At 75.6% G+C, this 24,179-nt stretch carries 2 protein-coding genes (1 of these 2 only partly in view); both read left to right on the plus strand.

The genetic code is table 11. The features are described from left to right. A complete protein-coding gene (locus tag ACZ6I1_RS09630) occupies positions 1 to 16,557 on the plus strand; it encodes a type I polyketide synthase (RefSeq protein WP_469285037.1) in 16,557 nt (5,518 codons plus the stop codon). Further along, positions 16,554 to 24,179 carry the 5' portion of an SDR family NAD(P)-dependent oxidoreductase gene (locus ACZ6I1_RS09635; RefSeq protein WP_469285300.1) on the plus strand. Its footprint extends 2,907 nt past the window's final position, so the window shows 7,626 of its 10,533 coding nt (coding positions 1–7,626); the start codon lies at positions 16,554 to 16,556; its stop codon lies off the right edge, out of view. The genes ACZ6I1_RS09630 and ACZ6I1_RS09635 overlap by 4 nt, the downstream gene beginning before the upstream one ends.

The following is a 24,179-nucleotide window of genomic DNA, read 5'->3' on the forward strand; positions in this document are numbered from 1 at the left end:
GTGCAGATGTCCGCGGGCTTCGATCCTGTCGCTGATGACCCGTCCGGCGCGGAGGTCCGCCCCGGGGCCCACCTGGCCGCCCGGCTGACCGGACTTCCGGGGAGCGAGCAGTCCAGGCTGCTCCTGGACCTGGTCTGCGCGCAGACCGCCGACATCCTGCGCACGGCCCATCCGGACACCGAACCGGTGATCGCGACCGGCCTCTCCTTCAAGGAACTGGGTCTGGACTCCATCGCCCTGGTCGACCTGCACGCCCGGATCAACGCCGCGACCGGGCTGGGCCTGCCGGTGACCGCCGCGTTCGACCACCCCAGCCCCGAGCTGCTGGCCGCGTACGTCCGTACGGAACTCCTCGGAGCGCCCGCCGGGCCCGCCGGGCCCGCCGCCCCGCGTACCGCGGCCCCCGCCTCCGGGCCGGAGGCCCGCGCCGCCTTCGACGGGGAACCCATCGCCGTCGTCGGCATCGGCGGGCGCTTCCCCGGCGGGGTGCGCTCGCCGGAAGAGCTGTGGGACCTCGTCGCCCGCGGGGAAACCGCCGTCGGCCCCTTCCCCGACGACCGCGGCTGGGACCTCGACGCCCTCTTCGACGACGATCCCACCGTGCCCGGCACCTGCTACACCCGCACCGGCGGATTCCTGCACGACGCCCCCGAGTTCGACGCCGAGTTCTTCGGGATCAGCCCGCGCGAGGCGCTCGCCATGGACCCCCAGCAGCGGCTGCTGCTGGAGACGGCCTGGGAGGCCCTCGAGCGCACCGGCATCGACCCCACCTCGCTGCGCGGCAGCCGCACCGGCGTGTTCATCGGCGCCGGCCCCTCCGAGTACGGGCCGCGGGTGCAGGACGCCCCCGAGAGCCTGACCGGCTACCTCGTCACCGGCGGCGCGCTCAGCGTCACCTCCGGGCGCGTGGCCTACGCGCTCGGCCTGGAGGGCCCGGCGCTCACCGTCGACACCGCGTGCTCCGGATCACTGGTCTCCCTGCACCTGGCCGTGCAGTCGCTGCGCCGCGGCGAGTGCTCCATGGCGCTGGCCGGCGGTGTCACCGTCCTGAGCACGCCCGGCCTGTTCACCGAGTTCAGCAGGCAGCGCGGGCTCGCCCCGGACGGGCAGATCAAGGCCTTCGCGGCGGCCGCCGACGGCACCTCCTTCGCCGAGGGCGTCGGCCTGCTGGTGGTGGAGCGGCTCGGCGACGCCCAGCGCAACGGGCACCGGGTCCTCGCCGTCATCCGCGGGTCGGCCGTCAACCAGGACGGCGCCAGCAACGGGCTCACCGCCCCCAGCGGCACCGCGCAGCAGCGCGTCATCCTCCAGGCCCTCGCCGACGCGGGACTGTCGGGCGACGAGGTCGACGCGGTCGAGGCGCACGGCACCGGGACCACCCTGGGCGACCCGATCGAGGCCCGGGCGCTGATCGCCACGTACGGCAGGGACCGGCCCGAGGAGCGGCCGCTGTGGCTCGGCTCGGTGAAGTCCAACCTCGGGCACACCCAGGCCGCGGCCGGGGTGGCCGGCCTGATGAAGATGATCATGGCGATGCGGCACGGCGTACTCCCGCGCACCCTGCACGTCGACGCGCCCACCGGCAACGTCGACTGGTCCGCCGGGACCGTACGGCTGCTCACCGAACCCGTGCCGTGGCCGGCGCAGGAGGACCGGCCGCGCCGGGCGGGCGTCTCCGGCTTCGGGATCAGCGGCACCAACGCGCACGTCATCGTGGAGGAGCCGCCGCGCGAGCCCGGCGGCGGCGGGGCCGCGGGGCCCGTCGCGGTGCCCGCCGCAGTGCCCCTCGCGGGGGACGGTGGCGCGGACACCGCCGGGGCGTCCGGCGACGCGGGCGGCGCCGCGCCCCTCGCGCTCGTGGGCGTCAGCGGGCGCTCCGGCGAAGGGCTGCGGGCGCAGGCCGAGCGGCTCGCGGAGTTCGTGGCCGCCCGGCCCGAGCTCGCCCCGGCGGACCTCGGCCACGCTCTCGGCACCGGGCGGGCCGCCCTGGAGCACCGGGCCGCCGTCCTGGCGGCCGACCGGGAGGAGCTCCTGGCCGGCCTGCGCGCCCTGGCCGAAGGGGAGGCCACCCCCTCCACCCGGACCGGAACGGTCCCCTCCGGGCGTCTCGCGTTCCTCTTCACCGGCCAGGGCAGCCAGCGCCTGGCCATGGGACGGCGGCTGTACGACACCCAGCCCGTGTTCGCGGACGCCCTCGCCGACGCCATCGGCTGGCTCGACCTCCAGCTCGACACCTCCCTGTGGGACGTCCTCTTCGCCGAACCGGGCACCGGGGCCGCCGCGCTCCTCGACGAGACCCGCTACGCGCAGACCGCCCTCTTCGCGGTCGAGACCGCCCTGTTCCGGCTCGTCGAATCCTGGGGGATCCGCCCGGACTTCCTGGCCGGCCACTCCATCGGCGAGATCGCGGCCGCCCACGCCGCGGGCGTCCTCAACCTGGAGGACGCGGCCACCCTCGTCGCCGCGCGCGGCCGGCTCATGCAGGAGCTGCCCCGGGGCGGCGCCATGGTCGCCGTCCAGGCCACCGAGGCGGAGGTACTCCCGTTCCTCGAGGCCGGGGCCGGGGCCGGGGCCGAGGCCGGGGCCGGGGCCGACGGCTCCGGTGCCCAGGTCGCCGTAGCCGTCGCCGCCGTCAACGGCCCCGATTCCGTGGTCCTCTCGGGCGAGGAGCACGCCGTACTCGCCCTCGCCGAGCGGTTCGCCGCCCAGGGCCGCAAGACCAAGCGGCTCCAGGTCAGCCACGCCTTCCACTCGCCGCTGATGGAACCGATGCTCGCCGAGTTCCGGCGGATCGCGGGCGTCCTCGGCTACCGCGCCCCGCGCATCCCCCTGGTCTCCACCGTCACCGGACGGCTCGCGACCACCGAGGAGCTCACCTCCCCCGACTACTGGACCGGCCACGCCCGCGAGGCCGTCCGCTTCGCCGACGCCGTCGACTGGCTGACCGTGCGGGGCGGCGTACGCACCTTCCTGGAGCTCGGCCCCGACGGCGTCCTCAGCGCGCTCGGCCCGCACTGCCTGCCCCAGGAGCGCGAGGCCGACACCGTCTTCGCACCCGTGCTGCGCGCGGGCAGGGACGAGGTCCGCGAGGCGCTGGGGGCCGCCGCCCTCGCCCACACCCGCGGCGCCGCGCTCGACTGGAATGCCGTCTACGCGGGCCGCGCCACGCGCCGCGTCGACCTGCCCACCTACGCCTTCCGCACCCGGCGGTACTGGCTCACCCCCGAGCGGGCCGGCGGCGACCCGTCCGGCCTGGGCCAGCTCGCCGCCCGGCACCCGCTGCTGGGATCGGTCGTCGACCTCGCGGGCGCCGGGGGCACCGTCCTGACCGGCCGCCTGTCACCGCGCACCCACCCGTGGATCGCCGACCACACCATCGCCGGGGTCACCCTGCTGCCCGGCACCGCCTTCGTGGAACTCGCCCTGCGGGCCGCCGCGGAGACCGGCTGCACGCTGGTCGAGGAGCTGACGCTCCAGTCGCCGCTGGTCCTGCCCGCCTCGGGCGCAGTGGCGCTCCAGGTCGTGGTCGCCGCCCCCGACGAGGACGGCCGCCGCGCCGTCGCGTGCTACTCCCGCCCGGACGGCGCCGAGCACGCCGACGACCCCGGGCACCCCGAGGACGAGTGGGTCCGCCACGCCACCGGCGTCCTGGCACCCGCCGCCCCCGCAGCGGACACGGAGGCCCTCTCCGGCCCGTGGCCCCCGGCCGGGGCCGTCCCGCTGGACGTCAGCGGCCTCTACGCGGACATGGCGGACGAGGGCTACGGCTACGGGCCCGCCTTCCACGGCGTACGGGCCGCCTGGCTCCGCGACGGCGAGGTCTTCGCCGAGGTCGAGCCCCCGCAGCCGACCCGGGCGGACACCGCCGGCTACGGACTGCACCCGGCCCTGCTGGACGCGGCCCTCCATCCCGCCGACCACGCCCTCGCGGCCGGCGGCGACCGCCCCGAGGGGACGTGGATCCCCTTCTCCTGGAACGGGGTCGCGCTCTACGCGGGCGGCGCCGCCGCCGTCCGGGTACGGATCACCGCGCGCGGCCGCGAGGAACTCACGGTGACGGTCGCCGACGCCGACGGCGCCCCCGTAGCCCGGATCGACTCCCTGCTGCTGCGCGCCGCCACCGGGGCGCAGCTCGCGGCAGACCGCCCCGACCCGCTGCTGCACGTCCAGTGGAACTCCATCGAACTGCCCGCGGAACCGGTACAGTTCGCGGAATTCGCCGACGTGGTGGATCCCGCCGGCGGGCCCGTGCCGCCCGTCGTCGTCTACCGCACCCTCCCGACCCCGGACGGCGGCGAACTGACCGCCGCCGTCCGGACCGTGGCCGCCGACGCGCTGGCCGCCCTGCAGACCTGGCTGGCGGACGACCGCTACGCCGACTCCCGGCTGGCCGTCGTCACCCGCAACGGCGCCGCCGTCCCCGGTACCGGCCTCGACCTCGCCCAGGCGCCCGTCTGGGGCCTCGTACGCTCCGCCGAGGCGGAGAACCCCGGCCGCTTCACCCTCGTCGACACCGATGAGGCCGCACTCCCCGCGCTCGGCCGGGCGCTCGCCGCCGCCACCGAACCCGAACTCGCCCTGCGCGGAGCCGGGTCGTACGTGCCGAGGCTGGCCGCCGTACCCCCCGCCGACGAGGAGCGCCCCGCCCCCTGGGACGCCACGGGCACCGTACTGATCACCGGCGGCACCGGCGGCGTCGGCGCCGCACTCGCCCGCCACCTCGTCCGGCGGCACGGCGTCCGCCACCTCCTGCTGACCAGCAGACGCGGCCCCGACGCCCCCGGCGCACGCGCACTCGTCTCCGAGCTCGCCGCCCTGGGCGCCGAGGCCACCGTCACGGCCGCCGATGCCGCCGACCGAGACGCCCTGGCCGCGCTGCTCGCCGCGATTCCGGCCGCGCACCCGCTGCGCGCCGTGGTGCACGCCGCCGGAGTCATCGACGACGGCCTGACCGGCGACCTCACCCCGCAGCGCCTCGACACCGTGATGCGCCCCAAGGCGGACGCCGCCTGGAACCTCCACGAACTGACCGCGGGCCTGGACCTGACCGCGTTCGTCCTCTTCTCCTCCGCCTCGACCGTCCTCGACGGCGCCGGCCAGGGCAACTACGCCGCCGCCAACCTCTTCCTGGACGCCCTGGCCGCCCACCGCGCGGCGGCCGGCCAGGTCGTCACCTCGCTCGCCTGGGGCCTGTGGGCCGGTGGCGGCGGCATGGGCGCCACCCTCGACGCGGCGGCCCTCACCCGCATCGAGCGCCTCGGCCTCGACTCGCTGACCTTCGAGGAGAACCTGGACCGGCTGGACCGGGCCCTGGCCGGCCACGAGCCGGCCGTGGTCCCCGTACGGGTCAACCACCGCGCCGTGCGCAGCCGCGGCGACGGTGCGCCCCTCCTGCTGCGGGGCCTCGTCCGGACCGCCGCACGCCGCCCGGCGGCCGCGGGCTCCCCCCGCCGTGCCGACGTGCCGCTCGGCGCGAGCCTCGCGGAACTCGGCGCGGCCGACCGGCTCGCCACCGTCCTGCGGCTGGTCCGCACCGAGGCCGCGGCCGTCCTCGGCTACCAGAGCGCCGAAGAGGTCACCGCGAACCGGGCGTTCACCGAGACCGGCTTCGACTCACTGGCCGCCGTCGAACTGCGCAACCGGCTCGGCGCCGCGACCGGCCTGCGGCTCAGCGCCACCCTCACCTTCGACTACCCGACGGCGACCGCGCTGGCCGAACACCTGGTGACCAAGCTCGTCGGCTCGGCGGCCCCGGCCCACGCCGCCGCCCCCGCCCCCGCCCCGGCGGGCACGGGCACCGGCACCGCTGTCGCCGCCGACCCGGTCGTGATCGTCGGCATGGCCTGCCGCTATCCCGGCGGGGTGGGCTCCCCCGAAGAGCTGTGGCAGCTCGTCGCGGAAGGCGCCGACGCCATCGGCCCCTTCCCCGCCGACCGCGGCTGGGCCGGCGACCTGTACGACCCGGAGATCGGCAAGCCCGGCAAGACGTACTCCACCGAGGGCGGATTCCTCTACGACGCCGCCCGGTTCGACCCGGCGTTCTTCGGGATCAGCCCGCGCGAGGCCCAGGCCATGGACCCGCAGCAGCGGCTGCTGCTCGAGGTCGCCTGGGAGACCTTCGAACGCGCCGGGATCGACCCCCGGTCCGTCAAGGGCAGCAGCACCGGCGTCTTCGCCGGGGTGATGTACCACGACTGGGGGCTGCGGCTCGGCCCGCTCCCCGAGGACGTGGCCGGCTACCACGGCAACGGCAGCCTCGCGAGCGTGGTCTCCGGCCGGGTCGCCTACGCCCTGGGCCTGGAAGGCCCGGCGATCAGCGTGGACACCGCCTGCTCCTCCTCACTGGTGGCCCTGCACATGGCGGCCCGTTCGCTGCGCGCCGGGGAGTGCTCGCTGGCCCTCGCGGGCGGGGTCACGGTCATGTCCACCCCGGACACCTTCCTCGACATGAGCCGCCAGCGCGGCCTCGCCTCCGACGGCCGCTGCAAGTCGTTCGGTGCGGGCGCGGACGGTACGGGCTGGGGTGAGGGTGCGGGTGTGCTGCTGCTGGAGCGGCTGTCGGACGCGCGGCGCAACGGTCACCGGGTGCTGGCCGTCGTGCGCGGTTCGGCGCTGAACCAGGATGGCGCGTCGAACGGCCTGACCGCTCCGAACGGTCCGGCGCAGCAGCGGGTGATCCGCCAGGCCCTCGCCGACGCCGGCCTGACGGCGGCCGAGGTCGACGTGGTGGAGGCGCACGGCACGGGCACCCGGCTGGGCGACCCGATCGAGGCGCAGGCCCTGCTGGAGACCTACGGGCAGGAACGCCCCGAGGGCCGGCCCCTGTGGCTGGGCTCCGTCAAGTCCAACATGGGCCACACGCAGGCCGCGGCCGGTGTCGCGGGGATCATCAAGATGGTCCTGGCCATGGAGCACGGCGTGCTGCCCCGCACCCTCCACGCAGACACCCCGTCCGAGCAGGTGGACTGGTCCGCCGGTGAGGTGGAACTCCTCACCGAGGCACGCGCCTGGACTCCCGCACCGGCCGGGGTGCGGCGGGCCGGCGTGTCCTCCTTCGGGATCAGCGGGACCAACGCCCACGTGATCATCGAGCAGGCCCCGGCGGCCCCGGCGGACACCGATGCGGCCGTCGAGGCCCTGCCGGGGGCCGCGCTCCCCGCCGTCCCCTGGACGGTCTCCGGAGCCACCCCCGAGGCCCTGCGCGCCCAGGCCGACCGGCTCCGGGAACGCCTGGACTCGCTCTCCGACGGCGAACTGGCCCCCGCCGCCCACGTCCTGGCCACCGGACGGGCGGCGCTGGAACACCGCGCCGTCGCCCTGGGCGCCGACCGCACCGAGCTCTCCCGCTCGCTGGAGCTCCTCGCGGGCGCCGCGGTGGCCCAGGACGCCAAGACCGCCTTCCTCTTCACCGGCCAGGGAGCCCAGCGGCTCGGCATGGGCCGCGACCTGTACGCCGCCTTCCCCGTCTTCGCCGCGGCCTTCGACGCCGCGTGCGCGGAGCTCGACCGGCACCTCGGGCAGCCGCTGCGCGCCGTGGTCTGGGGTACGGACGCGGACGCGCTGAACGCCACCGCCCTCGCCCAGCCCGCCCTGTTCGCCCTCGAAGTGGCGCTGTTCCGGCTGGCCGAAACCTGGGGCCTGCGGCCCGACGTACTGGCCGGGCACTCGATCGGCGAGCTGGCCGCCGCGCACGCCGCGGGCGTCCTGTCCCTCGCCGACGCGGCGGAACTCGTCGTCGCCCGCGGCCGGTTGATGCAGGCGCTGCCCGCCGGCGGCGCGATGGTCGCCGTCCAGGCGGCGGAGGAGGAAGTCCTGCCGCTGCTCACCGACGGCGTGGGCATCGCGGCCGTCAACGGGCCGCGGTCGGTGGTGGTGTCGGGCACCGAAGCGGCCGCCGTCGCACTCGGCGCGCACTTCGCCGCCGCCGGACGCAAGACCAGCCGCCTGTCCGTCTCGCACGCCTTCCACTCGGCGCTGATGGAACCCATGCTCGAGGAGTTCGCGGCCGTGGCCGCACGGTTGACGTTCCACGAGCCGCGCATCCCGGTCGTCTCCACCGTCACCGGCGAGACCTCCGCGCCGTGGCAGTCGCCCGCCTACTGGGTCCGCCAGGTCCGCGAGGCCGTCCGCTTCGCCGACGCGGTACGCCGGGCCGAGGAGCTGGGCGTCCGCACCTTCGTCGAGATCGGCCCCGACGCCGTCCTCACCGCGCTCGGCGCGGGCTCGGCCACCCACGAGGACACCGCCTTCGTCCCCCTGCTGCGCCGCGACCGCGACGAGGCCCGCGAAGCCCTCACCGGCATCGGCGCGGCCTGGGCGCACGGCAGCGCCGTCGACTGGCCCGCCGTGCTCGGCAGCTCTGCCCGGCCCCGTCCCGGCACCCTCGTCGACCTGCCCACCTACGCCTTCCAGCGGGACCGCTACTGGCTCGACGTACCCGCCGCCACCGGAGACCTCGGCTCGGCCGGTCTCGACCCGGTCGAACACCCCCTCCTCAGCGCGGCCGTCGTGGCGCCCGAGTCCGGCACCGTCGTCCTGACCGGCCGGCTCTCGGCCGCCGGACAGCCCTGGATCGCCGACCACGCCGTGCACGGAGCCGTCCTGCTGCCCGGCACCGGCTTCGTCGAGCTCGCCGTACGCCTCGGCGACCAGGTGGGCTGCGACGTCCTGGAGGAACTGACCCTCGAAGCGCCGCTCGTCCTGCCCGCCGCCCGCGGCGCCGCCCTGCGCGTCACCGCCGGCGCCCCCGACGCGTCGGGCCGCCGCCCCCTGCACATCCACTCCCGTCCGGACGGCGCCCCCGAAGGCGCCTGGACCCGTCACGCCACCGGCTTCCTCACCACCGGCACGCCGCCGCACGTCGACGCCGACCTCACCCAGTGGCCGCCGCACGGCGCCACCCCCGTCGAGGTGACCGGGGCGTACGAGAGCCTGCGCGAGCGCGGATACGGCTACGGGCCCGCCTTCCAGGGCCTCACGGCGGCCTGGCGGCGCGGCGACGAACTGTTCGCCGAGGTCGCCCTGCCCGACGCGGTGCGCGGCGAGGCCGCAGGCTACGGCCTGCACCCGGCGCTCCTGGACACCGCCATGCACGTGGACGTCCTCGTCGACCAGGGCGAGGGCGGCACCGAGGCGCTGCTGCCCTTCGCCTGGAGCGGGGTCGCCCTGCACGCGACGGGAGCCGCGGCCCTGCGCGTGTACGTACGCCGGATCCGCGGGGCCGAGGAATCGGCGATGGTCGTCGCCGACGAGACCGGCCGCCCCGTGATGACCGTGGCCTCGCTGATCTGCCGGCCCGTCTCCGCCGGCCAGCTGGAACCGGCCGGCGGCCCCCTCTCCGACGCCCTGCACCACATCGAGTGGACCCCGCTCCCCGAGCCGGCCGAACCCGTCCACAGCTCCTCCCTCGTGGTCCTCGACGAGTACGGGCTGGCCATCCTCGGCGACCCGTCGGCCGTCGTCCTGGCCTGCTGCCCCACCCCCGTGCGCCGTCCCGTGCTCGAAGCCACGCGCACCGTCAGCTCGTACGTACTGGGCCTGCTGCAGTCCTGGCTGACGGACGAGCGGTTCGAGTTCACCACCCTGGTCGTCGTCACCCGCGGAGCGGTCGCCACCGGCGCGGACACCGCTCCCGACCTCAGCCAGGCCCCCGTGTGGGGCATCGTCCGGGCGGCGCAGGCCGAGAACCCGGGCCGGATCATCCTGCTCGACACCGACCCGGACATCGACCCGGCGGACTTCCCCGCCGTCGCGGCCGCCGCCCTGGCCCACGGCGAGCCCGAACTCGCCCTGCGCGACGGCCGTTTCCTCGTCCCGCGGCTGCTGCCGACCGCCGTCCCCGAGGCGGACACCCCCTGGACCGGCGACGGCACCGTCCTCATCACCGGCGGCACCGGCGGACTCGGCGCCCGCCTCGCCCACCACCTCGTCACCCGGCACGGCGTACGCCACCTGCTGCTCACCAGCCGCCGCGGCCCGCAGGCCCCCGGCGCCGCCGCACTGCGCGAGCGGCTCCTCGCAGCCGGAGCCGAGGGCGTCCGCGTCGCGGCCTGCGACGCCGCCGACCGCACCGCCCTGGCCGGCGTACTCGGGTCGATCCCCGACGCGCACCCGCTCACCGGCGTCGTCCACGCGGCGGGCGTGGTCGACCCCGGGCTGATCGGCACCCTCACCCCCGACCGCCTGGACACCGCCCTGCGGCCCAAGGCGGACGCCGCCTGGCACCTGCACGAACTCACCGAGGGCCTCGACCTGACCGCCTTCGTGATGTTCTCCTCGGCCGGCGGACTCGTCCTGCCCGCCGGACAGGGCAACTACGCCGCGGCGAACGTCTTCCTGGACGCGCTCGCCGCCCACCGCCGGGCGGCCGGCCTCCCCGCCACCTCCCTCGCGTACGGGCTGTGGGCGGTCAACACCGGCCTCGGCGGCGAACTCACCGACGCCGACGTCGAGAAGATGAACCGGCTCGGCCTGCCCGCCCTCCCCGCCGACCGCGGACTCGCCCTCTTCGACGAGGCCCTGCGTACCCGGCACGCCCTGCTCGCCCCCCTCCAGGTCGACCCCGCCGCCCTGCACGCCCGCGGTACCGACCTCCCGCCGCTGCTGCGCGCCGCCGCGGCCGCCGGCCGGCCCGCCGCCCGCCGCAGCGCGGCGAACACCGCACCCGCCGGCGACGGCCTCGCCCGCAGGCTGGCCCCGCTCGGCGCCGCCGAACGCCGCCGGGCCCTCCTCGACCTCGTCGCCACCCAGGTCGCCGCCGTCCTCGGCCACGCCTCCACGGACACCGTCGGAGCGGACCGCGCCTTCAAGGAACTGGGCTTCGACTCGCTCGCCGCCGTGGAACTGCGCAACGCGCTGAACACCGCCACCGGACTGCGCCTGCCCGTCACCCTCGTCTTCGACCACCCGACCGCCCGCGCCATCGCCGACCACCTCGACACCGAACTCGGCGGCGCGGCCCCGGAAGCGGCCCCCGAACAGCCCGCGGCCCCGACAGCCCTCGCGGACGACGAACCCATCGCCATCGTCGGGATCAGCTGCCGCTTCCCCGGAGGCGTGCGCTCCGCGGAGGACCTGTGGGAGCTCGTCGCCGAAGGACGCGACGCGATCGCCGGCTTCCCCGCCGGCCGGGGCTGGGACACCGACGCCCTCTACGACCCGGAGCCCGGCCTGCACGGGAAGACGTACGCCCGCGACGGCGGATTCCTCTACGACGCGGCCGAGTTCGACCCCGCGTTCTTCGGCATCAGCCCCCGCGAGGCCATCGCCATGGACCCGCAGCAGCGGCTGCTGCTCCAGGCGGCCTGGGAGGCCTTCGAACGCGCCGGCATCGACCCCACGACGATGCGCGGCAGCCAGACCGGCGTCTACGCGGGCGTCATGTACCACGACTACGGCTCGCGCCTCCAGCACATCCCCGACGACGTCGCCGGCTACCTCGGCAACGGCACCGCGGCCTCCATCCTGACCGGCCGCGTCGCCTACGCGCTGGGCCTCGAAGGCCCCGCCGTCAGCGTGGACACGGCCTGCTCCTCCTCGCTGGTCGCCCTCCACATGGCCTGCCAGGCGCTGCGCCGCGGAGAGGTCGGCATGGCGCTGGCCGGCGGTGTCACGGTGATGTCCACGCCCGAGATCTACGTCGAGTTCGCCCAGCAGCGCGGCCTGTCCGCCGACGGCCGGTGCAAGGCCTTCGCGGGCGCCGCGGACGGCACGGGCTGGGCGGAGGGCGTCGGCCTGCTCCTCGTCGAACGCCTCTCCGACGCGCAGCGCCTGGGCCACGAGGTCCTCGCCGTGATCCGCGGCTCGGCCATCAACCAGGACGGCGCCAGCAACGGACTGACCGCCCCCAACGGCCCCTCGCAGCAGCGCGTCATCCAGCGCGCCCTGGCCACCTGCGGCCTCACCACCTCCGACGTGGACCTGGTCGAGGGCCACGGCACGGGCACCCGGCTCGGCGACCCGATCGAGGCGCAGGCGCTGCTCGCCACGTACGGCCGGGGGCGGCCCGCCGACGACCCGGTGTGGCTGGGCTCCATCAAGTCCAACATCGGACACGCCCAGGCCGCGGCCGGCGTCAGCGGTGTCATCAAGTCCGTCATGGCCCTGCGCAACGGCCTGATGCCCAAGACCCTCCATGTGGACGTGCCTTCGCCCGAGGTCGACTGGGACGCCGGGAACGTACGGCTCCTCACCGAGGCCAGGCCTTGGCCCCGGCGGGCGGACCGGCCGCGCCGGGCCACCGTGTCCTCGTTCGGTCTCAGCGGCACCAACGCCCACCTGATCGTCGAGGAGGCCCCGGAGCCGGCCGCGGCCCCGGCCCCGCTCCCCGGCGTGACCCCTGCCGTATGGCCGCTGCTGCTTTCCGGCTCCGACGCGGACGGCCCGGCACGCCAGGCACGCGAACTCCACGCCCGCCTGCTCGCCGGCCCGGCACCGGACCTCGGCGACGTGGCGTACAGCCTGGCCACGGGCCGGGCGGCGCTGGAACACCGCGCGGTCGTCCTGGCCGCGGACGCGGAGAGCGCGCTGAACGGGCTCGAGGCCTTCCTCGAAGAGATCGAGGGGGACGGCGGCAGCGTACGGGGCTCCGCCCGGTCCGGCGGGCGGACGGCGTTCCTGTTCACCGGTCAGGGTGCGCAACGGCTCGGCATGGGGCGTGAGCTGTACGCCTCCTTCCCCGTCTTCGCGGCCGCCTTCGACACGGTGTGCGCGGAGATCGACCCGCTGCTGGGACGGTCACTGCGTGCGGTCGTCTGGGGCGGGGAAGCGGAGGAGCTGAACGCGACCGCGCTCACCCAGCCCGCCCTGTTCGCCCTCGAAGTGGCGCTGTTCCGGCTGGTGGAGACGTGGGGCGTACGGCCCGACGTGGTCGCCGGGCATTCGATCGGCGAGCTCGCCGCGGCACATGCCGTCGGGGTGCTGTCGCTGGCGGACGCGGCCCGGCTGGTGGTGGCCCGCGGCCGGCTGATGCAGGCGCTGCCCGCCGGGGGCGCGATGCTCGCCGTCCAGGCGACGGAGGAGGAGGTCCTGCCGCTGCTCACCGACGGGGTCGGCATCGCGGCCGTCAACGGTCCACGGTCGGTGGTCGTCTCGGGCGTCGAGGCAGCCGTGCTCGCGCTCGGCGAGCAGTTCACCGCCGCCGGCCGCAAGACCAGCCGCCTCGCCGTCTCGCACGCCTTCCACTCGGCGCTGATGGACCCGATGCTGGACGAATTCCGGTCCGTGGCACAGGAAGTGAGGTTCAGCCCGCCGCGCATCCCCGTCGTCTCCACGGTGACCGGCGCGTCCTGCGAGGCCTGGCAGTCTCCCGAGTACTGGGTCGGCCAGGTCCGCGAGGCCGTCCGCTTCACCGACGCCGTGCGCACCCTGGAACAGCAGGGCGTGACCCGGTTCCTGGAGATCGGACCCGACGGCATCCTCACCGGCCTGGCCGCGCAGAGCGCCGACGACGCCGTACTCGTCGCGGGCCTGCGCAAGAACCGGCCGGAGGCGCAGACCCTGCTCACCGCGCTCGCACAGCTCCACGTGCACGGGGCGGCCGTCGACTGGCAGGCCTTCTTCGCCGGTACCGGCACCCGCCGCCGCGTCGACCTCCCCACCTACCCCTTCCGGCGCACCCGCTACTGGCTCGAGGCGCCCGCCGCGGTCGGTGACGCGACCGGACTGGGCCAGCAGCCCGCCGGGCACCCGCTGCTCAGCGCGGTCGTCGTCTCGCCCGAGACCGGCGCCCCCGTGCTCACCGGCCGGATCTCCGTCCCCACCCACCCCTGGCTCGCCGACCACGCCGTGCACGGCAGCGTGCTGCTGCCCGGTACCGCGTACGTCGAGATGGCGCTGCGCGCCGGACACGAGGCGGGCTGCGCCCGCTTGGAGGAGCTGACCCAGGAGACCCCGCTGCTGCTGCCCGGGAACACCGGAGTCGCCGTGCAGGTCGTCGTGGGCGAGGCGGACGCTTCGGGACGGCGCGACGTCACCCTCTACTCACGCGCCGAGGACCTCGACCCCGACGCCCCGTGGAGCCGCAACGCCCGCGGTGTGCTCGCCCCCGAGCCGGCGGTCCCCGACGCCGATCCGGAGGCCTGGCCCCCGGCCGGCGCCCACCCGGTCGACGTGAGCGGGATGTACGAGGACCTCGCCGGACTCGGGTACGGCTACGGACCGGTCTTCCAGGGCCTCACGGCCGCCTGGCGGCGCGGCGACGAGCTGTACGCCGAGATCTCGCTGCCCGACCACGCCCGGACCGAGGCCGCCGCGTTCGCCCTGCATCCCGCACTGCTCGACGCGGCCCTGCACGCGGAGCGCATCTTCGACGGTGACGGCGACGGTGACGGCGACGGTGACGGCGACGGTGGGGGTGGCGGGCCTGTCCGCGCCGCGCTGCCCTTCGTGTGGAACGACGTCACCCTGCACGCTTCCGGCGCCGCCGCCCTGCGGGTGCGGCTGACCAAACCCGGCCCCGACGCCCTCGCCCTGCGGATCACCGCGCCGACCGGTGAGCCCGTGGCCACGGTCGGGTCCCTGGTGGTGCGCGAGGTGTCCGCCGAGCAGCTGGCGGGCGGCGACAGCCGCCGCGCGGACCTGTTCCGCGTCGACTGGCAGCCGTACGAGCCCTCCCGGGCGGCGGTCTCCGCCGACGACTGGGTGGTGGTGGGCTCCGCCCTCCCCGCCCTCCCTGGTCTCCCCGCCCTCCTCGGCCTCCGGACGGTCGGCTCGCTCGCCGACCTCGCCCCGTCACCGCACGCGCCGGGCACGGTCGTCCTCAGCGCGCCCGACGTCTCCGATGTCTCCGACGTCTTCGGAACCACCGGCGGCGTGCCCGAACAGGTCCGCACCTCCGTGGGCCGGCTGCTCGACGGGCTCGGGCAGTGGCTGGCCGACGAGCGGTTCGCCGACTCCCGGCTGGTGCTCGTCACTCGGAACGCCGTACCCGTCGGCCCCGGCGCCACCGTGGACTGCGTACAGGCCCCGCTGTGGGGCGTGTTGCGCGCCGCGCAGGCCGAGAACCCGGGCCGCTTCACCGTCGTCGACCTCGACGGGACGGAGGAGTCGGCGCAGGCCCTGCCCGCGGCCGTCGCCACCGCCGAGACGGAGATCGCCCTCCGGTCCGGCCGGATCCTCGTACCCCGCTACACCGCCACCACCCCTGCCACCCCCACCACCCCCGCCACGGACGCCGCGGCCCCGCACTGGAACCCGGACGGCACCGTCCTGATCACCGGGGGCACCGGCCTGCTGGGCGGGGTGCTCGCCCGGCACCTGGTCGCCGAGCACGGCGTACGCCACCTCGTACTGACCAGCCGGCGCGGTACGGAAGCCCCCGGAGCCGGGGAACTCCGCAAGGAACTCGCCGCGTCGGGCGCCACCGTACGGATCGCCGCGGTCGACGCCGCCGACCGGTACGCGCTGGCGGCACTGCTCGACGAGATCCCCGCCGCGCACCCGCTGACCGGTGTCGTGCACGCCGCCGGAGTCATGGACAACGCCCTGGTCGGCGCGGTCACCCAGGAGCAGGTGAGCCGGGTCCTGCGGCCCAAGGTGGACGCCGCCTGGCACCTCCACGAGCTGACCAAGGACCTCGGACTGGCCGCCTTCGTGCTCTACTCCTCGGCCGGCGGCCAGATCCTGGCCGCCGGACAGGCCACCTACGCCGCGGCGAACGTCTTCCTCGACTCCCTGGCCGCCGACCGCCGCGCCGCCGGTCTCGCCGCGACCTCGCTGGCCTGGGGCCTGTGGGAGGGCACGGTCGGCGAGGGCCCGGAGCTCACCGAGGCAGACCTGCGCCGGATGGGCCGCTCCGGGGTGCTGGAGCTGTCCTTCGACGACGGGCTGGCCCTGTTCGACGCGGCGCTCGCCCGGGACGAGGCCCTGCTCGCCCCCGTCCGGCTCGACCGTGCCGCGCTGCGCGCGCGAGCCGACGAGATCCCGGCCCTGCTGAGGGCGGTGGCGGGACCGCCCGTCCGCAAGACCACCGCCAAGCCCACCGCGGTCCCGTCCGCGGGATCCGGCGACAGCGGCGGCTCCCTGGTCCGGCGCAAGCTGGCCGGGCTGCCCGCCGGGCCGGAGCGGGCCCGCTACGTGGAGGAACTGGTACGGGGCCACGCGGCCGCCGTACTCGGCCACGGCGACCCGGCGGGGGTCGCGGCCGACCGCGGCTTCACCGAACTCGGCCTGGACTCCCTCGGGGCCATCGAACTCCGCAACCGGCTCCAGAAGGCGACCGGGCTGCGGCTGCCCGCCACGCTGATGTTCGACTACCCCAACTCGGCCGCCCTGGGCGGGTTCCTGCGGGAGGAACTGGAGCCCGAGCCGGCCGCCGAAGCGGCGGCGGAGCCGCTCGACGAGGACGCCATCAGGCGGGCCCTGCTGTCGATCCCGGCCGCGCGGCTGCGCGCGTCCGGCCTCCTCGACGCCCTGCTCGGCCTGGCGCAGACGGCACCGGCCGAGACCGGCGCCGCCCGGGCTTCCGCCGCCGCCCCGGCGCAACAGGGCCCGGCCATCGGCGAGATGGACGTGGACGACCTCGTACGCGCCGCCCTGGCCGGCGGCGAACTCAGCTGATCCCCCTGATCCCCGATCCGAATGATGAGGATGACGTGAGCACATCGGTGGAACAGGTCGTCGCGGCCCTGCGCAAGTCACTCACCGACAACGAGCGGCTGCGCGAGGAGAACGCCCGGCTCACCGCCGCGAGCAACGACCCGATCGCGATCGTGGCCATGGCGTGCCGCTACCCCGGCGGCGCCGGCACCCCGGAAGACCTGTGGCGGCTCGTCGCCGACGGCACCGACGCGGTGTCCGGGTTCCCGGCCGACCGGGGCTGGGACCCGGACGTGTACGACCCGCAGCCCGGAGTGCCGGGCAAGTCGTACGCCCGGGACGGCGCGTTCCTCTACGACGCGGCCGCGTTCGATCCGGCGTTCTTCGGGATCAGCCCGCGCGAGGCGCTGACCATGGACCCGCAGCAGCGGCTGCTGCTGGAGATCTCCTGGGAGGCCATCGAGCGGGCCGGGGTCGACCCGACCACCCTCAAGGGCAGCCGGACGGGCGTCTACGCCGGCGTGATGTACCACGACTACGCCGACGGCAGCGCGGGCAGCTTCGTCTCGGGACGCACCGCGTACACGCTCGGCCTGGAGGGCCCGGCCGTGACCGTCGACACCGCCTGCTCCTCCTCGCTGGTGGCCCTGCACATGGCGGCCCAGGCCCTGCGGTCGGGCGAGTGCTCCCTGGCCCTGGCCGGAGGCGTCACCGTGATGTCCACTCCCGACATGCTCGTGTACTTCAGCGAGCAGCGCGGGCTCGCACCGGACGGCCGCTGCAAGCCGTTCGCGGCGGCCGCCGACGGCACGGGCTGGGGCGAGGGCGCGGGCGTCCTGCTGCTGGAGCGGCTCTCGGACGCGCGGCGCAACGGCCACCCGGTGCTCGCGCTGGTCAGCGGCTCGGCCGTCAACCAGGACGGCGCGTCGAGCGCCATGACCGTCCCCAACGGCCCGGCGCAGCAACGGGTGATCCGCCAGGCCCTCGCCGACGCCGGACTGACGACCGCCGACGTCGACGCGGTCGAGGCACACGGCACGGGCACCCGGCTGGGCGACCCGATCGAAGCGCAGGCCCTGCTGGCCACGTACGGCAGGAAGCGGCCCCAGGACCGGCCACTGTGGCTGGGCTCCGTCAAATCCAACTTCGGACACACGCAGGCCGCGGCGGGAGTCGCGGGCGTCATCAAGATGGTGATGGCGATGCGGCACGGGGTCCTGCCCCGGACCCTGCACGTGGACGCGCCCTCGGATCATGTGGACTGGTCCGCAGGCCGCGTGGAACTGCTGACCGAGGCACGCGCGTGGCCGGACGGGGACGGGAACGGGCCGCGGCGGGCCGGCATCTCCTCGTTCGGGCTGAGCGGGACCAACGCGCACGTGATCGTCGAACAGGCGCCCGCCGAGGCGCCGGCCGAGGCAGCGGCCGCCGACGAGGAGCCGGTGGACCCGCTGCCGCCGGTGGCGCCGTGGGCACTCTCGGCGAAAACCGCGCAGGCACTGGCGGACCAGGCGGCGGCGCTGCTCGCGCGGGTGCACGAGGAAGAACTCCGGCCCGCGGACGTCGGCCACTCACTGGCGAGTTCCCGGTCCCTGTTCGAACACCGGGCCGTGGTCGTGGGCGACCGGGAAAACGCACTGGCCGCCCTCGCGGCGGGCGCAGAACACCCCGCGGTGCAGACCGGTCAGGCGCGCCCGGGTGGGCGTACCGCCTTCCTGTTCACGGGGCAGGGTGCGCAACGGCTGGGAATGGGGCGGGAGTTGTATACCTCCTTCCCGGTGTTCGCGGAGGCCTTCGACGCGGTGTGCGCGGAGGTCGACCCGTTGCTGGGGCGGTCGCTGCGGGAGGTGGTGTGGGGTGAGGACGCGGAGGCGTTGAACGCGACCGCGCTCACCCAGCCGGCCCTGTTCGCGCTGGAAGTGGCGTTGTTCCGGCTGGTGGAGGCGTGGGGCGTACGGCCCGACGTGGTGGCCGGGCATTCGATCGGCGAGCTGGCTGCGGCGCATGTTGTGGGTGTGCTGTCGCTGGCGGACGCGGCCCGGCTGGTGGTGGCGCGGGGCCGGCTGATGCAGGAACTCCCGGCCGGGGGAGCGATGCTGGCTGTCCAGGCGACGGAGGAGGAAGTCCTGCCGTTGCTGACCGACGGTGTGGGTATTGCGGCGGTCAACGGTCCGGAGTCGGTGGTCGTGTCGGGTGTCGAGGCCGCGGTGCTCGCACTCGGTGAGCAGTTCACGGCCGCCGGACGCAAAACGAGCCGGCTCGCGGTGTCGCACGCCTTCCACTCGGCCTTGATGGATCCGATGCTGGACGGTTTCCGTGCGGTGGCGGAGGAGTTGGAGTTCCGCGCGCCGCGCACACCCGTCGTGTCCACGGTTTCGGGTGACGTGTCGGAGGCGTGGCAGTCCGCGGACTACTGGGTGGCGCAGGTGCGGGAGGCGGTCCGGTTCGCGGACGCGGTGCAGGTGTTGGAGCGGCAGGGTGTGAGCCGGTTCCTGGAGATCGGGCCCGATGGGATCCTGACCGGGCTGGCCGCGCAGAGCGTCGAGGAGGCCGTGACCGTCGCGGGTCTGCGCAGGAACCGGCCCGAGGCGGAAGCGCTGGTCACGGCTCTGGCCCAGCTGCACGTGGACGGCGTACACGTCGACTGGCAGGCCTTCTACGCGGGCACCGGAGCACGCCGGGTCGACCTTCCCACCTACCCCTTCCAGCACACCCGCTACTGGATCGACGCGGTGCAGGCGGCAGCGGGCCACGCGCACCCGCTGCTCGGCGCGGTGGTGACCCTGGCCGACTCGGGTGGCGCCGTCCTCACCGGGCGGCTCGCCGTCGGAGCGCAGCCGTGGCTGGCCGACCACGTGGTGCGGGACGCGATCCTCTTCCCCGGCGCGGGCTTCGTCGAACTGGCCCTCCGCGCGGGCGACCACGCGGGCTGCGGCGTACTGGAAGAGCTCGCCCTCCACGCACCCCTCGTACTTCCCGAGGACGGCGCCGTCGCGGTGCAGGTCGTCGTGGGCGCCGCCGACGCGTCCGGTCGGCGCCCGGTCGGCGTGTACTCCCGGGACGAAACCCACCCCGACCCCGAGTGGACGCTGCACGCGGAAGGGCTGCTGTCCGAAGGCGCGGACGCGCCCGCGTTCGATCTGACCGCGTGGCCGCCGCCCGGCGCGGTGCCGGTCCCCCTCGACGGCGCGTACGAGGCCCTGAGCGAGCGCGGTCTCGTCTACGGGCCGGTGTTCCAGGGGCTGACGGCCGCCTGGCGGCTCGATGGAGACCTCTACGCCGAGGTCTGCCTGCCGCAGGACGTGGAGGCCGGTGCGTACGGGCTGCACCCGGCGCTGCTGGACGCCTCGATGCACGCGGCGCTGGTGGACGGCGCCGATGACGACGGCGCCACGGTGCTGCCGTTCGTATGGAAGGACGTACGGCTCTTCTCGGCCGGCACGGCGGCCGCCCGCGTACGGATCTCCCGGCCCACCCCGCAGAGCCTGTCCCTGGACATGGCGGACGCCGACGGTGCGCCGGTCGCCGTGGTCGGAGGGGTCGTGGGCCGTGCGGTGGACGAGGCCCGCCCGGGCGGCCGGGACAACGCGGACCCGCTCTACCGCGTCGCATGGCAGCCGGCCGGACCAGAATCCGGCTCCGGCTCCGGCTCCGGCTCCGGCGGGCCGGGCGAGGGGGAGTGGGCACGGTGGGAGGACCTCCCGGCCGAAGGGCCGGTGGACGGCACGGTCGTCTTCGAGTGCGTGGCGCCGGACGAGGAGGAGGTGCCCGCCGCCGCCCACGCCCTGACCCACCGGGTCCTGGCCGTGGTGCAGGCGTGGCTGGCGGACCAGCGGTTCGCCCGTGCCGTGCTCGTCGTGGTCACCCGCGGCGCGGTGGCGGTCGGTGACGGCGATCCGGTGGACGTGTGCCAGGCGCCGGTACGCGGTCTGATCCGCGCGGCCCAGGCGGAGAACCCGGGCCGGTTCGTCCTCCTCGACACCGACGGCTCCGCAGAACCGGGCCTCGTACGGGCCCAGGGCGAACCGGAGCTGGCCGTACGCGAGGGCAAGGTACTGGTCCCCCGGCTGGTCCGGGCCGCGTCCGCCGCCACCGATCCGGAGCCCGTGTGGGACGCGGCCGGCACGGTCCTGATCACCGGCGGCACCGGAGGCCTGGGCGCGCTGGTGGCGCGGCACCTGGTGGCCGTGCACGGGGTGCGCCACCTGCTGCTGGCCGGCCGGCGGGGCGCGGACGCGCCCGGCGCGGCCGCACTGGTCGCCGAACTGGAGGGACTGGGTGCACAGGTCGCCGTCTCCGCGTGCGACGTGTCCGACCGCGACGCCCTCGCGGCCCTCTTGTCCGCAGTGGACCCCGCGCACCCGCTGCGCGGGGTCGTCCACGCGGCCGGCGTCCTCGACGACGCCGTGATCACCTCGCTGACCCCGGAGCGGGTCAGCGGCGTGCTGGCACCCAAGGCGGACGCGGCCTGGCACCTGCACGAACTGACGGAAGGCCTCGGCCTCACCGCGTTCGTCCTCTTCTCCTCCCTCGCCGGAACCCTCGGCTCGACCGGCCAGGCCAACTACGCCGCCGCCAACGCCTTTCTCGACGCCCTCGCCGCCGATCGCCGGTCCACCGGGCTGGCGGCCACCTCCATGGCCTTCGGCCTGTGGGACACCGAAGGCGGCATGGGGACGGGCCTCGGCGCCGCCGAACTCGAACGGATGCGGCGGTCCGGCACCCCCGCCCTTCCCGCCGACCGCGGCCTCGCCCTCTTCGACGCCGCGCTGCACTCGGGCCTCGCGGCCACCGTGCCGGTGCGCCTGGACCTGGGGGTCCTCCGCGCCCACGCCGACGAGACCCCCGCCCTGCTGCTCGGCCTCGTCCGCGGCCCCGGCCGCCGCACCACCCGAACCGGCCCCGGCTCCGGCCCCGGCTCCGGCCCCGGCTCAGCGGCCCTGCGCGGCCGTCTCGCCGGACTGACCGGAGCCGACCGGGCCGCCGCCGTGCTCGACCTGGTCCGTGCGGCGGTGGCCGCCGTCCTCGGCCACCCGTCGGGCGACGCCATCGAACCCGGGCGCGCCTTCGACGAGTTGGGCTTCGACTCGCTGACCGCCGTCGAACTGCGCAACCGGCTCGACGGGGCGACCGGACTGCGGCTCCCGGCCACACTGATCTTCGACTACCCGACGGCCGAAGCGGTCGCCGCGTACGTGCAGGAACTCCTCGACGGCACCCCGGACACCGCCGCCGCCGCGCCGCGGACGGAAACCGCCGCCCGGACAGCGGACGACGATCCGGTCGTGATCGTCGGCATGGCCTGCCGCTACCCCGGCGGAGTGACCACGCCCGACGGCCTGTGGCGGCTGGTGGCCGACGGCGTGGACGCCATCGCCCCCCTGCCCGACGACCGGGGCTGGGACCCGGGCGTGTACGACCCGGAGCCCGGAGTGCCGGGCAAGTCGTACGCGCGGGACGGCGGGTTCCTCTACGACGCGGCCGCGTTCGATCCGGCGTTCTTCGGGATCAGCCCGCGCGAGGCCCAGGCCATGGACCCGCAGCAGCGGCTGCTGCTGGAGACCTCCTGGGAGGCCATCGAGCGGGCCGGCATCGACCCGGCCACCCTCAAGCGCAGCCGGACCGGTGTGTACGCCGGCGTGATGTACCACGACTACGCCGGAGGCACGGCGGGCAGTCTCGTCTCCGGCCGGGTCGCCTACACGCTGGGCCTGGAGGGCCCGGCCGTGACGGTGGACACCGCCTGCTCCTCGTCGCTGGTCGCGCTGCACATGGCGGCCCAGGCCCTGAGGTCGGGGGAGTGCTCCCTGGCCCTGGCCGGCGGGGTGACCGTGATGTCCACCCCCGACATGCTCGTGTACTTCAGCGAGCAGCGCGGACTGTCCGTGGACGGCCGCTGCAAGTCGTTCGGTGCGGGCGCGGACGGTACGGGCTGGGGCGAGGGTGCGGGCGTGCTGCTGCTGGAGCGGCTGTCGGACGCGCGGCGCAACGGTCACCGGGTGCTGGCCGTCGTGCGCGGTTCGGCGCTGAACCAGGATGGCGCGTCGAACGGCCTGACCGCTCCGAACGGTCCGGCGCAGCAGCGGGTGATCCGCCAGGCCCTCGCCGACGCCGGACTGACGGCGGCCGAGGTCGACGTGGTGGAGGCGCACGGTACGGGTACCCGGCTGGGCGACCCGATCGAGGCGCAGGCGCTGCTGGCCACGTACGGGCAGGGGCGTGCGGAGGGCCGGCCGCTGTGGCTGGGCTCGGTGAAGTCGAACATGGGGCACACGCAGGCGGCGGCGGGTGTGGCGGGGATCATCAAGATGGTGATGGCGATGCGGCACGGTGTGCTGCCGCCGACCCTGCACGCCGGGGAGCGTTCGGAGCAGATCGACTGGTCGGCGGGTGAGGTGGAACTCCTCACCGAGGCCCGGGAGTGGCCCGGCGAGGGCCGGCCGCGGCGGGCCGGCATCTCCTCGTTCGGGCTGAGCGGGACCAATGCACACGTCATCGTGGAAGAAGCGCCTCAGGAGGCCGTCGCCGCCGAGGCCGGGGCCGAGCCGGTCGTCGCACTGCCGGTCGCGCCCTGGGTGGTGTCGGCGAAGTCCGCGCCGGCGCTGGCAGGCCAGGCGGGCGCGCTGCTCGGGGTGGTGGACGCGTACGACCCCGAGGACATCGGGCGCGCCCTCGCCACCACACGCGGTGTGATGGAACACCGGGCGGTCGTCCTGGCCGACGACCGCGCGGGAGCCCTCGCGGCACTGGCCACAGGGCAGCATCACCCCGGCGTGCTGAGCGGGGCGGCGACCAAGGGCTCGACCGCCTTCCTGTTCACGGGGCAGGGTGCGCAACGGCTGGGGATGGGGCGGGAGTTGTATGCCTCCTTCCCGGTGTTCGCGGAGGCTTTCGACGCGGTGTGCGCGGAGGTCGACCCGTTGCTGGGGCGGTCGCTGCGGGAGGTGGTGTGGGGTGAGGACGCGGACGTGCTGAACGCGACCGCGCTCACCCAGCCCGCCCTGTTCGCCCTCGAGGTGGCGTTGTTCCGGCTGGTGGAGGCGTGGGGTGTGCGGCCGGACGTGGTGGCCGGGCATTCGATCGGCGAGCTGGCCGCCGCGCATGCTGTGGGTGTGCTGTCGCTGGCGGATGCGGCCCGGCTGGTGGTGGCGCGGGGCCGGCTGATGCAGGAACTCCCGGCCGGGGGAGCGATGCTGGCTGTCCAGGCGACGGAGGAGGAAGTCCTGCCGTTGCTGACCGACGGTGTGGGTATCGCGGCGGTCAATGGTCCGGAGTCGGTGGTGGTGTCGGGTGTCGAGGCGGCGGTTGTGGCCGTCGGCGAGCACTTCGCAGGGGCCGGGCGTAAAACGAGCCGCCTCTCCGTCTCGCACGCCTTCCACTCGGCCTTGATGGATCCGATGCTGGACGGTTTCCGGGCGGTGGCGGAGGAGTTGGAGTTCCGCGCGCCGCGCACACCTGTCGTGTCCACGGTTTCGGGTGACGTGTCGGAGGCGTGGCAGTCCGCGGACTATTGGGTGGCGCAGGTGCGGGAGGCGGTCCGGTTCGCGGACGCGGTGCAGGTGTTGGAGCGGCAGGGTGTGAGCCGGTTCCTGGAGATCGGGCCCGATGGGATCCTGACCGGGCTGGCCGCGCAGAGCGTCGAG

Source organism: Streptomyces sp. NPDC046303 (assembly GCF_055588085.1).